8 protein-coding genes are annotated in these 13,824 nt (G+C 58.2%); 1 reads left to right on the forward strand and 7 read right to left on the reverse strand.

All coding sequences use genetic code 11. The annotated features are described in order from the left end of the window. Positions 1 to 551 precede the first annotated feature (551 nt). A complete protein-coding gene (locus ACEK02_RS18720) occupies positions 552 to 1,079 on the forward strand; it encodes a hypothetical protein (RefSeq protein WP_371423072.1) in 528 nt (175 codons plus the stop codon). A gap of 65 nt (positions 1,080 to 1,144) precedes the next feature. Here the strand turns inward: ACEK02_RS18720 and ACEK02_RS18725 are convergent, their stop codons facing one another. The 7 genes from ACEK02_RS18725 to ACEK02_RS18755 all read right to left on the reverse strand — a co-directional run bounded on the left by ACEK02_RS18725 (position 1,145) and on the right by ACEK02_RS18755 (position 13,744). Then, a complete protein-coding gene (locus ACEK02_RS18725; protein ID WP_371423073.1) occupies positions 1,145 to 3,874 on the reverse strand; it encodes an AMP-binding protein in 2,730 nt (909 codons plus the stop codon). Between the two features lie 111 nt (positions 3,875 to 3,985). After that, entirely contained in the window at positions 3,986 to 6,151 is a 2,166-nt protein-coding gene (locus ACEK02_RS18730) for a polysaccharide biosynthesis C-terminal domain-containing protein (protein WP_371423074.1), read from the reverse strand. 7 nt (positions 6,152 to 6,158) lie between these two features. Then, complete coding sequence (locus tag ACEK02_RS18735; protein WP_371423075.1) at positions 6,159 to 8,114, reverse strand: AAA family ATPase; 1,956 nt, start codon at positions 8,112 to 8,114, stop codon at positions 6,159 to 6,161. An 11-nt stretch (positions 8,115 to 8,125) separates the two neighbouring features. After that, on the reverse strand, positions 8,126 to 10,114 hold the full coding sequence (gene asnB / locus ACEK02_RS18740; RefSeq protein WP_371423076.1) for an asparagine synthase (glutamine-hydrolyzing): 1,989 nt from the start codon (positions 10,112 to 10,114) through the stop codon (positions 8,126 to 8,128). 3 nt (positions 10,115 to 10,117) lie between these two features. Beyond that, positions 10,118 to 11,371 carry an O-antigen ligase family protein gene (locus tag ACEK02_RS18745; RefSeq protein ID WP_371423077.1) on the reverse strand — a complete coding sequence of 418 codons (1,254 nt, stop codon included), beginning with the start codon at positions 11,369 to 11,371 and terminating at the stop codon, positions 10,118 to 10,120. Beyond that, on the reverse strand, positions 11,368 to 12,588 hold the full coding sequence (locus ACEK02_RS18750) for a glycosyltransferase (RefSeq protein WP_371423078.1): 1,221 nt from the start codon (positions 12,586 to 12,588) through the stop codon (positions 11,368 to 11,370). The genes ACEK02_RS18745 and ACEK02_RS18750 overlap by 4 nt, the downstream gene beginning before the upstream one ends. A 364-nt stretch (positions 12,589 to 12,952) precedes the next feature. Next, positions 12,953 to 13,744 (reverse strand): helix-turn-helix transcriptional regulator, encoded by a 792-nt coding sequence (locus ACEK02_RS18755; RefSeq protein WP_371423079.1) that lies wholly within the window; start codon positions 13,742 to 13,744, stop codon positions 12,953 to 12,955. Positions 13,745 to 13,824: the final 80 nt, after the last annotated feature.

The following is a 13,824-nucleotide window of genomic DNA, read 5'->3' on the forward strand; positions in this document are numbered from 1 at the left end:
GCTGGTCGCTTCAGCCGCCGGCTGCTCCGCGTCGAGTTCTGCTCGGGGGCGCGCAACAAGCACAGGTGCAGGGGTTGCCCTGTTCCGCTCCCGTTCAACGGCCAGTTCCTGCTCCCGTGTTTGAGCGGAGTCGGAGGCCTCCGCGCGGAATTTACTTTCACCGCATAGCCCGTCCGCCGCGGCGCCAATGAAGACCCACAGAATGCAAGCTATTACCGCAGACGAGGCACGCACGGCGGTTCGGCTTGTTACGCGAGAGCCCTCAACAGCTTTGGATCGCGGTAGCCAATGCGATGCTACCTCAACTGCCTGTGACCACATCGTGACAACTCAGGTGAGCTTTTATGCGTGTCCATTTTCATGACACAGCCTTCATCGGCCGTTTGTCGATGTAGCAATGGAAGTAATCACAACGAGGTAGCCGCACCAATCGCGGCAATTAAGTAGATCACGACTGTATTGTCCGAACCATTCTTGACCCGCCTGTTCGCGCACGACTACGCTGTAGCGCACGCTTGAGCCAGCACTCCCAGCACACTCAAGGAAACAACATGAACAGATCACTCGCCGTCTTCGCCAGCGTGGTTGTCATTGGGAGTATCTTGGTGCTGAGCACCCAAACCAGCGGCGCTGTAGAAATCAATACTTCTGCCAAGACTTCTGCCAGAATGAACGTTAACGCCAAGATGACCACTGCCGCCATCCGAACGCAGCCACATCGGCTCGTTGTACAGGTTGACGTCAATGACCCCGCGATAATGAATCTCGCTCTCAACAATGTCAGCAATGTCGCTCAGTACTACAGCGAGATCGGTCAAAAGGTTGGGATCGAAGTGGTCGCTTTTGGACCCGGACTGCACATGCTGCGAGATGACACTTCTCCCGTCAAAACGCGCATCAAATCCATGAGCGAAACCATACCACAGCTGACCTTTTCAGCATGCGGAAACACCCGTGAGAATATGTCAAAAGCTGAGGCGAAAGACATTCCTCTTATCTCGCAGGCCAAGGTCACCAAGTCCGGAGTGATACGGCTCATGGAGCTGCAAGAGCGAGGCTGGAGCTACTTGCGACCTTGATCCAGAGGAGTGCCTCTGCGATCTCCATCGCCTCGCTCCAATCTGTTGGATCTGTTGGTCGAAGATCAGGAACAGGACGACGTGATCGCTCGTTCGATGACCGGTCGGTTGACGGTCAGATGCGGATCGATAACGAGATCGAGATGGCCGCCAGCAATCGGAATGACCTCCAGTTTTGCAAACAGAGAGTCCCATCCGAGATGGGCCGGCACCCCCCGCCGGTTGCAAAGGAATAGCGTTCCGGTGATTGGCAGGCGAGGCTTAGCACTCGCCACCCAGCGGCCGAATTCCTGCATCCGGAGAATCTCCTCGAGTTCCAACTTGAGCATGAAACGGGTGTCGGACAGACGCGTCCAGATCCTCGCATCGAGAATTCTGCAAAACTTCACCTCCCAGCGGAGTCGGACAACGCATTTTGCGATGGAGCGACACAACATTCGGTACATCGTGACCCGGTGCGATCTAATCCGCTGCAACGTACGTGACACTGCTTCACGATAGTTGCGCCTGCGGGGGCCGATATTCGTATCCAGAATACCCAGAAATTTCACCGACCGGCCTTGTGCAATCAACCGGGCGGCCACTTCAAATGCCACGCCGCCGCCCAGAGAATAGCCGATCAGACTTATGTCGCCGCGAGGATGAACGGCGTTGATCTGCTCCAGAGCTGCCGCCGCCATGTGATCGACTGAACCACATCCGGTCAGGGCGGACGTCAAATCCGGGTAGCGGATCGGGATCACATGAGCCGTCTTGCTCAACTGCGCCCCGAACGCCGCCAGACTTGGGCCGTACCCCATCGAACCTGGCAACATCACAAGATGAGGGAGCAGGTCCTCGGCCGGTTGTTTCCGCGGTGCTTTACCTGCTGCAGCAACGATCTGAACCATATCGGCTGCGCTCATGTCCACCGTGAAGGCTTCCATGTTGAGCTCTTCACCGACCAGCTCTTCCAGCTCCATCACGCATCGCAGAAGCTTGAGGGAATCGCCACCTGCCTCGTCCCAACAGCCGACAACGTCGCTCGTGCCGAGAATCCGCGTCCATACCTGCGCCACCATTTTTCCGGCCTGCTTCAATTCGTCGGCTCCGGGTGGCTGAGGTGAGGGCGGACCTCTTCGGTTCTCGGCATCCAGCGCCTTGAGTTTCGCGACGTCTATCTTTCCGCCGGCGAGGCGCGGAAGTTCCGCGATTTCATGCAATCTGGTGGGGTGTAATGCGGAGGGAAGCGTCTGCCTGATGACGTCTCGAACGTCAGCCGTGAATGTTGCATTGGCTTCGGAGCCTGGCGATGCAAAAATAATCAACTCGTTTGAATCGGTGACGATGGCGACAGCGTCACTCACATAGGGAATTCTGCGGACGACAACCTCAAGTTCGGCGGGCTCGACACGCCGTCCATTGATCTTGAGCTGACGCCCCTTTCGCCCCAGCATCTGCATTAATCCGTGCGCATCGACAGTAACAAGATCGCCTGTCGGGAAGATGCGGCAACGGTCGTCATCCGGGTCAGGCAATGCAGGGAGCACCTGACCGTTCTCCCAATAACCAAGCAATACGTGCATGCTCTTGATGATCAGTTCTCCGACCTCGCCGGTGGGCACAGGTGCTCCGTTGTCGTCGACGACGGCAAACGAAATTCCTGGAAGCAAATAGCCAACGGGTGGTGCGTTGAAATCGCTTTCCTTGCAATCGTCGGGAAGAAACCACTGCGTGCCTGTGGTTTCAGTCGACGAATAGCTGATCTGGATGAAGCAGGATGGCCTCACGACCTTTCGGACGAGCGCAATATCCGTCCATAGGACCTTCTCGCCGCCGATGCGGACAACCCGGAGCGATTCGAAATCACCGGTATCGCTCGCGGCAACCACTGCCCTCAGAAGAGCGGGAACGATATATGTGATCGTTATCTGCTGCGATCGGATCTGACGCAGCAAGCCGCGAAGCCCAAGGGCCTCGACATCCGCCATATGCAATCTCGCGCCGGTCAACAGGGCCGTGAGCATCTCTCTGGTGCCCGCAATGGTCGTGGGGCCGCTCAAAGGCATGAAGACGTCGGTGGCGTCTATGTGGCATGCATCCGCGTATTGCTGGACGCGCTGGAGCAAGCTGCGTTGGCTATTCACAACGCCCTTTGGCTGTCCGGTGCTGCCCGATGTGTAGAGCACGAGGGCAGGCGCATCCACCGAAACTGGCTCAAGCGGTGCGGCATCGCCGAAAGGTTCGTTGGCGAGGGCAATATCGATCCAACGCAGGCCGTCTTCGTGGACCCCTTTGGTTGAACTACCGTCGCCCTGCCCGATCAGCACAGAAATCCGTGCATTTGCGGTGATGTGGGCAAGTCGCTGGTCCGGATCGCGCGGATTGAGCGGCACCAGGGGTCGCCCTGCGGCCATACATGCAAGCATGGCGATCGGATGCCAGATCGAATGGCGCAGTAACAGGCCGACGGCGCCCCCCTCTGGAGCTGCCGTTACAATCGCCTGGGCCAATGTCAAAACTCTGATCAAAAAGTCCGAATACGTGATTTGGCGGGTGTCGTCGCTGATGGCTACGTTGTTCGGAAATCTCTTTGCCACCGCATTCAGATGCGCGATGGCGGGCAGGCTGGCAAATTCGGCTCCCAGACAATTGAACGGACGATCAACAGGCCCGCCCAAGTCGAGGGGCAGCTGGGGAGGTTTCATCCAGAGAGCTTCTGCAGATTCCTCTAGATCTCCGGAAGGTACGCGCCGGACAGCGAAGGCCTTCGCGTGTTTCGACAGGGATTCATCGGGGAATCTTTGAAGTTGCATGACGGTACTCACCGTTGCTGGACGAACATCGTAGATTACAACTCGGCGATTAGCGTCCTTCGAGTGAATGATAAAGCTGCACCAACTTTTCCGCCTCGAACCACTTTCCGGTTACCTGGTTGCGGCAGGTCGACGAAGCTCCGCAACGGCGAACAGCAGGCCGGCCGTCATGTTCGCGCGTTTGTAGATGTAGATCGCCATTGCCGTGTTCCAGGCCACATTCGTCGCGGCCGTCGCCACGGCAGCCCCCATCACTCCAAAGAAAGCGATGCCGATCGCACAGGCGACGACGTTCATGACAGCTCCGATCGCTGTGATCGTGGTTGCTGCCCGTTCGTGCCCCGTCATGGTCAGAAGATTCTGTTGCGGACCGGTAGCTGCAGCAAAGATCTGTCCAACGACAAGAATTTGGGCGACCGGGGCTGTCGCAACGAATTCCTCCCCAAAAAAACGGAGCAGCGGCACCGTCAGCAACAAGAGTGGAAGCGCCAGCGCGGCCGTTCCAATCAGCGACAGAACGGTTGCTCGGGCAAACAGGCTCTGAAGCGCGGCCTCATTCCGGTGCGCATGAAGCTTCGAAACGTTTGGTGAAAAGAATGTTCCCACTGCCATGCGAGGAAGAACGAGAAAGAGAGCCAAATTCAAGCCCAGCGCAAAGATGCCGGCCTCGTGAGCATGGCCAATCCAGCCGAGGATGATCACGCCGGCGCGGCTCATGAGAACCTCAACTCCAATCATGATCATGACAGGACAAGCAAGATGCCACCAGTCGCGGGGCGCATAAGCCGGCGCTACCGACCGCAGCTGTGGCGGCCAGAGCTTGCGTATGCTCAGTCCGACCATCCCTGCTGTGACGGCAGAGCTTGCCATCAACGCGATCAGGACCGTTGTGGCATCGATCGGCGTGACGTTGAGTATCACGGCAAGCAGAAGCAGCACGACCATAAGGCCGTCCCGAACGAAGCGTTCGGGCGCAATCGCCGAAATGACGCCACCCAGCGCCCGTGCCGTGGCAGAACCGAGAACGTACAGCGCTACCAATGGGACGGTCGCCATACCGACTGCCAGACTGACGGTCAGCTCCCGCTGAAGCGGCTCCGCCAGGAACAGTGCGGTGGCGACTCCGCAGATTGCAATCAACATCCCGACCAGCAGTGATCGCCCGAATGCAAACTGAATAACTCCGCGCGCCAATGGCCACTTTCCTGTCGCGCTATAGGCTGGCACATATCGCAGCAGAACCGTATTGAACCCGAGTGCTGCGATATAAGAGAGAAGGGTTGTCCAGGCCAAGACGTATGAGTAGATACCGTAACTCGACGCCCCTATCGTGCGGGCAATGACGAGTTGAGCCACGCACGTCAGACCGGCGCCGCCAACATAGATAACGAATGCCCACAGGCTTGCGCTGGCCATGCGCCGAGCCAGCTCGGGTTCAGGCTGAACTGCGAAAGCTCCGATTGTCTCGGGCGCCCGCGGAGGTTGGGCGAAACTCTCGGCACAAGGCTCAAGGCTTTCGCCCTCGGGATCGGGTGACGAACTGACCGTTCCGTTGGGCCTGAACTTGCTGTAAATTTCCTCTTCTATCCGGTCGAGAGCCTTGGACATAAGGTTGGGGTCGAGCGAGTTGATGCAGATCACCTGTTGATGCTCAGCCGCGAGCAATGAGCCCACATAATCAGTAATCGGCTTTGCCTTGAGAAAGGTGCCGACATCAGGCTCGAACCATTTTTCCATATACGTTTTTTGGCGCACTCGCTCATGGAGGCGCTGTTCCAACAATTCCTCCGGAGCATCAAAGCGGATCAGCAGATCTGATTGCGTTCTCATGGCGATGGCATGAGCTATCGTCTTCTCGTTTGCTCGGCTGAAAAGAGCCAAAGTGCAAACGATCTGCACAAAGCCCTGATCGAACAGGACGATGCGATCGGGCTTGTGCGAATCTCCCCACACACAAGAAAATCGCACGACGTATTGGCTAAGCCTGATCCACCAAACGGGGTGGTTGGGTGGCATCAGTCGGAGCAGATCTTTCGCCAGACGTAGCCCTTGGGCATTTGCGATAGGCCGGCACAAGATTGCGGCAGTGGCGAAGATCGCGAGAGAGACGCGTTGCAGCGCTGGAAGAAATCCACCAAAGTTCGGAAAATGATTGGGCAGATGCGGTAACGTAAGTACGAGATCGACCTTGTACCCGTGGTCACGCAGGCGCTGAGCAAGTGCCCGGCTAAAAGTTGTTTTGCCGGCGCCAGGTGGACCGAAAGTCTCGATGATCATGTTGCCCTCAATCGCTTCTTAACCAATTGCGGGGGTTCAGTTTGGACGATCCGGAGCGCTTCAGTTCGATTGCGTCTGTGCTCCACTTTCTCCAGATGGTTGCTCTCTTCGACCACTGGCGGAGTATGCCCCAAACCCTCTCGAACAGTTGCTGTGTGCGCTCACCGAACTGATCCTGTTGCGGTGGTTCGGCACGAGTTAAGACCGTCGAGAATCGCGTGATCTGGGCGGGATTGAGATGTTCCGTCCGCACAAGTTGATGCAGCGCGCTCTGCGCGGTCTCCCGATCGGTGCTTCCACAATGAATGGCGAGTAAAACATGATCGGCCCAACTCGCCAGAAGTCTCGCTTCCGGGGCCTCCAGCAGCGAGGGTCCGTCGATGATCACGAAATCATAGGTGTCGCTCAGTTGTCGGAGCAACGCAGAAATCTTGGGATCAGCGAGAACCCGAAGCCGATGCCCGCCAGACAACGCTGCCGGCAGATAATCAATTCCAGATTCATGGATATGTTCGATGGCGTCTGCAAGCGGGCGGCCATAGGCCAGGACACTGAGTAGGTTGGCGTTCTCGCCACCCGGTCGACGAACAAGTTGACCGAAGTCAATGAGTAGAGTGCGCCACCCGAGCCGGGCGGCGTAGAGACCAAGGCTCCATGCAAGTGTGGTCTTGCCTTCCCCACCGATACTGGAGCCAACGAGGACAACTCGCTGCGATCGAGGGGTTGCCGGGTCGGAGGCCAGTATGGATACCAGAATGGAGCGAATTGCTCTGGAATATTGGCTTGCAGGTTCCTCCAAAACATAATGCGGGTGCTTGCCCGGCTCCAGTGGAATCGACGGTATCAGTCCGACGCATGGAATACGTAGAGCTTCAGCGGCCTCGGCTTCTGTGTGCAGGGTCAAATCGAAGTGATTCAGTATGACTGCGAGAATGCAAGCCAGCAGAGCAGAGACAATTGCCGCAGGAGGAATCATAAGTAACGGGTGTAATGAGGCCGGCTGTTCGGGCGGCGTGGCCGTTGCGAGAATACTGACGTCTGATTGCGCGGTCAGACCTTTTGCAATTAGCTCCTGCCGTCGCCGCAGGAGTGTTTCAAACTGTTGCGCCAGCGTAGTGACGTGCCATTCCAGCGTGGCATCCCGGGAGGGAGAGGACCGGTCAAGACGGGAGGCCTTTAGTTCTTCCTCCGCCTTTGTCAGGTCGCGCTGAACTTTGGATAACTGTGTCGCGAGGGAGCTCAAAGCGTACTCCACATCGCTTTGCTTCTGACGCGCGACCTCATCGACATACGATTGCGCCACCGTATTCGCGATATCCGCCGCTCGCTGCGGATCGGAGGCTGTAGAGGTAATGGAGATGATTCTGGAGCGCCGCTCCTGGCCAACCTTAAGGCTGCGCTTTATCGCAGCGAGAGCGTTCCCGTCCTGGGGCTCGTGGTGCTTGCCAAGCAGCAGCTCTTTGGTTGCTGACCATGTACGACCAAACAGCGCGCGCAGGCTTTGCATCCACGTTCGTGACCTGGCCTCCGCATCGTGCCTCGCATCCTCGAGAGCGCGGAGCGTTGGGAGAAGTCTCCGCAGATACGCGTCGGACAACATTACCGTAACATGTGTATCGATGGTGGATTCCTCGGCAGCCGGTGTCGGTGCTGCGGATACGCCACTGGCATTCAAGGCATCGGCTGCGCCGGATTGCCGGAGATCAACAGCGAGTTGTGCCGTCGCCAAATAAGAAGGTGCCATAAGCAGGCCGGCAATTCCGGCCAGCAAGACGCCGATGACAATCATCCCGACGACCAGCCGCTTGTACTTCCGCACGCTATCCAGCACTCGATTCAATGAGTGGAGACCGTCATTTGAAGCCAGAGATTGTTCCGTCAGGCGCTGCCCAAGTTCGTCCTCTGCGATATCTGGCGAAAGCGCCTGCAACGGCCGAATGCGTCTTCCTACTAACGCTTCCATAGCTCGCTCCTCTACTGTGCGGGCTCGAGGGTGTCTGTCGATCGGGACATTCTCTGTTCAACCATCGTTTCCAGCCATGACTGCAACATCAGGACGGCCCACAGCGTTCGCGAATGATCGCGATGGCCGCTCAGATGGTCATGCCAGCAGGACTGGACTCTCTGTGCATCCAGCAAATTCTGACGACGAAGGCGCGATTCGGAGAGTAGGTCTGCAGCCCATGAGCGCAGTGGTCCCTTCAACCAGGCGCCAATAGGAACGTCGAACCCCTGCTTGGGTCGGTCAATCAACTGGCGCGGCAAGTAACGGTTGAGAACCTGCCGCAAGATCCACTTGCCCTGCCCGTGACGCACCTTGGCCGTGTTCGGCAGTCGCCAGGAGAATTCCACGACGCGATGGTCGAGAATTGGACAGCGCGCCTCCAGGCCTGTCGCCATGGTGGCGCGATCGAGCTTCACCAGAATATCGCCGGGGAGGTAGCCGATCATGTCTCGCAAAATGAAATCGGAGAGAAGATCGTTCAGTGACGGCACCTTGCCTGAATCAGTGACCATCTGCTCCGGGGTCAATTGCAGCTCGGAAAGTCGCATGACTTTCCGGTACATGTCGTCAGCGTCATTGCCTGCAAACAGTTGCGCAAGGCGGCTAATCCGGTCGCTTCCGATCATCCGTCGCAGACGACCTGGAAGAGGCAGCGCGTCGGCGATGTCCTCCCGCACGCCGCGGGCGAGCAATGACACACCCACTCCCGCGGCTCGCCGAAGTGCTCGATTGGAGTTAAGGAGCGGAGCCAGACGGGCAGTCAACAGATGCCTGGAATATCCGGCAAAACATTCGTCACCTCCGTCACCGGAGAGGACAACAGTTACATCCCGGCGGGCGAGGCGGGATAGCAGCAGTGTCGGAATCTGCGATTCGTCGGCGAACGGCTCGTCCCAAACACGGGGCAGTTCGGGTATGACATCTCTGGCCTCCGAGGGAGTGAGACGCAGCTCCGTGTGGTCCGTGCCGAGGTGACGGGCGACGGCCGCGGCACTGGCTGCTTCGTCGAAGGAGGGTTCGCCGAAACCGATAGTGAACGTCCGGACGGGACGGGCGGATTGGGATTGCATCAGGGCGACGACAGTTGAACTGTCGATGCCGCCGGACAGGAACAGCCCGATCGGCACGTCGGCGACCATACGCTCACCGACGGCCTCTCGAAGCAAGCCATCAAGATGCGACACGAGCTGGCAATCGTCCGCGGAAACGAGGTTCTCTCGGCCGTTCCTGGCAATGTCAGTCAGCGACCACCAGGCGTGCGTCTTTGCTTGAAGCTCTGCAGCATCCCGCGACACCAGAAGATCATCGGCGCTGAAGGATAGAATACTGCCGGGTAGAAGTTTGAAGACGTCTTTCCATATGCAATGCTCATCCGGCAACCAGCCGCGGGCGAGAAATTCAGCGACCCCGCTCGGATTGATCTCTGGATGGAAGTCGGGGAACGCGTCGATCGCCTTCAACTCCGAAGCAAAGACAGCGGCGTTTCGCGTTCTGGCGACGTACAGGGGCTTCTTTCCCATTCGATCGCGGGCCAGATGGAGCGTGCGGGTCTGGCGATCCCAGAGGCCGATTGCGAAGATGCCATTGCTGCGCTCCAGGGCCGCTTCGAATCCCCATCTCTCGATCATCGCGAGCAGGACCTCGGTATCGCTGCTGCCGACGAAGTTTTGGCCGAGGCGTTGAAGCTCCTGTCGCAGCGACAAATAATTGTAAATCTCGCCATTGAATGTGATGACGAACCGGCCGCTCTCGGAAAGCATCGGTTGTCGCCCCGCATCCGTGAGGTCGACGATGGCGAGCCGGCGATGCCCGAATGCAATCCCGGCGTCGCGATCGCACCACGAACCGTGGGCATCGGGTCCACGATGGTGCAACCGATCTGTCATTCGGCCGATAGCATCCAGATCGGCGGATCGAGAAGCTCGTGGCATCTGAAGAATTCCGGCGATTCCACACATGATCTAGCTTCCGATGCGCGTGTGCGGCGATGGGGCGGGCGCCGATCCGAGGATCAGGCCGAGAGCAAACGCGAACCACACGATGGGATGACGCAAGATGAAATGGCTTATGCTGAAAATGGCCAGCGCGACAAACAATGCTGCTAAGGCATCGAGCTTCGCTCGGAACGCGAGCAGGAACGCGCTGGCAAAGAGGCTGCAAACAGCGATCACGGCGAGCAGGCCGCCTTGCGTGAATATGTCAAACAGCGTGCTGTGAGCCTCGAAAGGAGTCGGAAGCAACCTGTTGTCGGCGACGTTCGGCTTCTCAAGATGCGGGCCCGGCCCGAGCCCGAGCGATCCGGCTTTCAGCCCTCGATGGAGCGCATCTTCCCAGAGCTGCACTCGCAAGGACGCCGTGCGCTTCGTTGCCTCGCCGCCACGGTCCTTGGCCAGACTGATGGCCAGACCTTCAAACTCATCGGCGGTCGCGACGGCATACGGTGCTAACGTCAGCGCCAGCGGAACGGCGGCAACGATGACCAGAACCGCAACTACAGACCGGAGACTGAATCTGTGTTGCGGCGAGGTCAGCCAACTGCGCAAACGCAGCAGGAAAAAGACCGCAACGGCAGTCACCATCGCAACAAGAAATGTATCGCTTTTAGTCAGGCGGCCGACGATGAAGGTTAGCAGGCAACTGAATGATCCCGCGATGCGGCCAAACCCTTTGGCCGATAGGGCAAGGCTGAGAGACAGCGGCGTCAGAACAGCGCAGTAGAGAGCGATCTGATTGGGATTCTCCGCCCAGCCTCGAAATCGATCCCAGTACCATGGATCGACCGACGGCAGGCTGATGATGGACCAGCCCGCAGCGATCTGCAGGACCAGCGCGATGTTCCAGAAAACGATCAGGAACCATTGGGTTTGACGTAGGGCTACATTGGTTTCCATCGTTGCGACGATGAGGCAAGTAAACGCCGCCACCAGCAGGTACGCGAAGGCGTCATGCAGCATCGAGGGAAGGTCCAGTTCCTGGCTCAGATAGGCCACGCATGTCCCTACGCTCAGGGCGAATGAAAGACAGACCCAAAATGCGCCGATCCGGAGCAAAGCTGTCGCGTTGCAAATCCGGCCGGTAACGACGGCACGCAATGAGACGATGATCAGCCATAGGACGAGACAGATTTCGCCAACACCGAGCGGAATTCCCGGAAGGCGCAGTTGTGAAGCTGTCGTGAGCACGACGCCAAAGGAGAGGAGCGCATTGGTGATCATGGTGCTGCCCCGCTATGCCGGCCAGCCGTTCGATCTTCATGGATATCGCGGGGTAGACCAGTCGGGTCTTCGCTTCGCCTCCCGGTGAAAATCACCTTCCTGTAAAGATCGGCGTAGCGGTCAGCCACAACATTTAGATCGAATTCACGGCGCACGAGTGCGATCGAACGCTGACCCATACTCTTTGCGCGGGCAGGATGCTGAAGAAGATCAAGAATGGCCGCGGCGAGCGCACGCGGATCGCGGGGCGGTACCAGATGGCCATTGCAGTTCTCCACCACAACATCGCCGCAGCCTGGCATGCGCGTGGCGACAATAGGCACACCCGCCAAACCTGCTTCCAGCAGAACGCGGGGAATTCCTTCGCGATACTCCGTCGGGAAGGCAAAGACACTTGCGATTCCCAGGAGCGCAGGAACATCGGATCGCGCACCGAGGGCGATTACGTGTGGTGCATATCGATCAATCAAAGCCTGATCGACGGCAAAGGGACCTTCGCTCTCCCTTGGGCCCACAAGCAGGAAACGTACGCGGGGCCGTGTTTCACGAACAATGGCCGCCGCGTCCAGAAGCGTGGGTATGCCCTTCTGTACGGTCAGTCGGCTCACAGTGAGGACGATTTCGTCGTCACCGAGTCCGAGTTCTGTACGAAGTTGCACGGTGGACGGCGCCTGAGCCCGTGCTGACTCGAAACCATCGACATCGATACCCGAACTTCCGATCAGTACGGCGGGGCTGTTGCCCAGCAGGCGGTAGCGGCGGAAAAAGTCGCTATCCTCCTTATTTTGAAATACCGTTGCCGAGGTCCAGCGGGCTGTCAGCCGCTGCATCGCCAGGTAGGCCGGCCTGAATGCGAGAGCTTTCAGGCCCGCCGAGGAGAATACCCACCCCATTCCGTTGATGGTGCGCACAATGGGGATTGCGCCTCTAACCGCGAGAGGAGCAAGCAGATTTGGTTTGGTATCGAACGTTTGAACAACGTCCGGGCGAATGCCACGCACAAGCTGTGAGAGCTGGCCGATGGCCAGGCGGTCGGCAACACGCGCACCGAATCTATTGAAGTCATAGCGATGATACTCGATACCGCTATTCGAGAACGGGAGTGCAGCGCCAGTTCCGGCAGCACTCACCCGGAAACCACGGCTGCGCAAAGCTGCAAGAAATGGGATCCGCAGGGAATGATCCTCGCCTCCTACGCAAAGCACGTGCAACGCCATGCTAATCCTCTCGGTCGCAATCGGAAGCAGCTCGGTCGAGCGAAAAATCGGCTACAGAACTTCCATGTCCACGAGTCTGATCGGACGATGCGAGCTTACGGGGCGATCACAAAGTGTCTTCATTCGTTCGAATGACGGCGGCGTCGGAAATATTCGGCGATCCTGAAAAGTCAGGGCACCGCTCCCAGAAGGATTACTCCGAAGCGCGTTTGGCATGATGTGCGCAAGCTGAGGCGTCGTATCGTCAAATCCGGAATCAGTTCAAGCGTCGGGCGCGCGAATCTGGCCGGTCGACGACCCGTTTCACTTGCCGCAGCGTCGATGCCTGGGTCGATAAGGAGGCCTGCGTCAATGCTTCTCGGACTCAATTATCGGGAGAAGGCAGGACAGCAACGCGCCCGAGTAGTGCTACCAGCTCCGCCTGCCGCCGCGTCTGTGTCTTGACGAACAAGGAGGCCAGGTGTGAGCGTATCGTCGTCCGACTCAGCCGTCGGGAGCGAGCAATATCAAGTAAATTGTGACCTCGCGCCAATTCGACCGCTAACTGGGTTTCCGCGGCTGTGAAGCCGAACAAGCGCTGGAGCGCCCGGGGGGTCGGCTCTGGATGAGCATCGAGATCGAGCAGGATGATGGTGCTGGTTTCATCCGTCCAAACATTGAGCATCTGGCTTACCAGACTGGTGACGCCTTCCTTGAAGGAGGTCGCGAGCCATGATGTCGAGCCAACGGGAATTTGGGCCCCCGCGCGGTTCACCAACTGCTTTACGGCGCTGTAGAGTGCTTCAGGACTGGTCGCGGACTCGCATTCGCGCTCCAGTATCGCGCGTCCGATGGCGCTCACGTCAAGCACGCAACCACGTTTAAGCAGAACCTGTCCGCAACCAATACGCGCCAGAACCGCGTGTAATACGTCACGTTGCTCGCCAAGACCGGGCTTCTTGTCTGGACTGGCGTCTGGCCGGATAGGGGGAGCGCGATTCGAAATATTGAAGATGGATTCCCTGCAGGGGTGAAGCGATGCAATCGCGCCGGGCAATGTGGCGCTCTGGTTCAAATTCAACATTTCGTCATTCCCTTCGCCGACTACTTCGACCGGATGACAAGGCTTGATCGAACGGAAAGCATTCCAATTTCGACAGGCCATGTAAATGTTCAAATCGAGGTAACCCGGCTGCGCACTTGGCTGAAGCGATCTACTGTTCGTAGGACCTCTGGCGGTCTGAATGACATGGAAGA

The sequence above is a fragment of the Tardiphaga sp. genome (genome assembly GCF_041424195.1).
Classification (GTDB): domain Bacteria; phylum Pseudomonadota; class Alphaproteobacteria; order Rhizobiales; family Xanthobacteraceae; genus Tardiphaga.

Excerpts from the sequence above, each read along its gene's own strand:
- ACEK02_RS18735 (WP_371423075.1), bottom strand. The coding sequence starts at position 8,114 with ATGGAAGCGTTAGTAGGAAGACGCATTCGGCCGTTGCAGGCGCTTTCG.
- asnB (WP_371423076.1), bottom strand. The coding sequence starts at position 10,114 with ATGTGTGGAATCGCCGGAATTCTTCAGATGCCACGAGCTTCTCGATCC.
- ACEK02_RS18725 (WP_371423073.1), bottom strand. The coding sequence starts at position 3,874 with ATGCAACTTCAAAGATTCCCCGATGAATCCCTGTCGAAACACGCGAAG.
- ACEK02_RS18720 (WP_371423072.1), top strand. The coding sequence starts at position 552 with ATGAACAGATCACTCGCCGTCTTCGCCAGCGTGGTTGTCATTGGGAGT.
- ACEK02_RS18730 (WP_371423074.1), bottom strand. The coding sequence starts at position 6,151 with ATGATCATCGAGACTTTCGGTCCACCTGGCGCCGGCAAAACAACTTTT.
- ACEK02_RS18745 (WP_371423077.1), bottom strand. The coding sequence starts at position 11,371 with ATGATCACCAATGCGCTCCTCTCCTTTGGCGTCGTGCTCACGACAGCT.
- ACEK02_RS18750 (WP_371423078.1), bottom strand. The coding sequence starts at position 12,588 with ATGGCGTTGCACGTGCTTTGCGTAGGAGGCGAGGATCATTCCCTGCGG.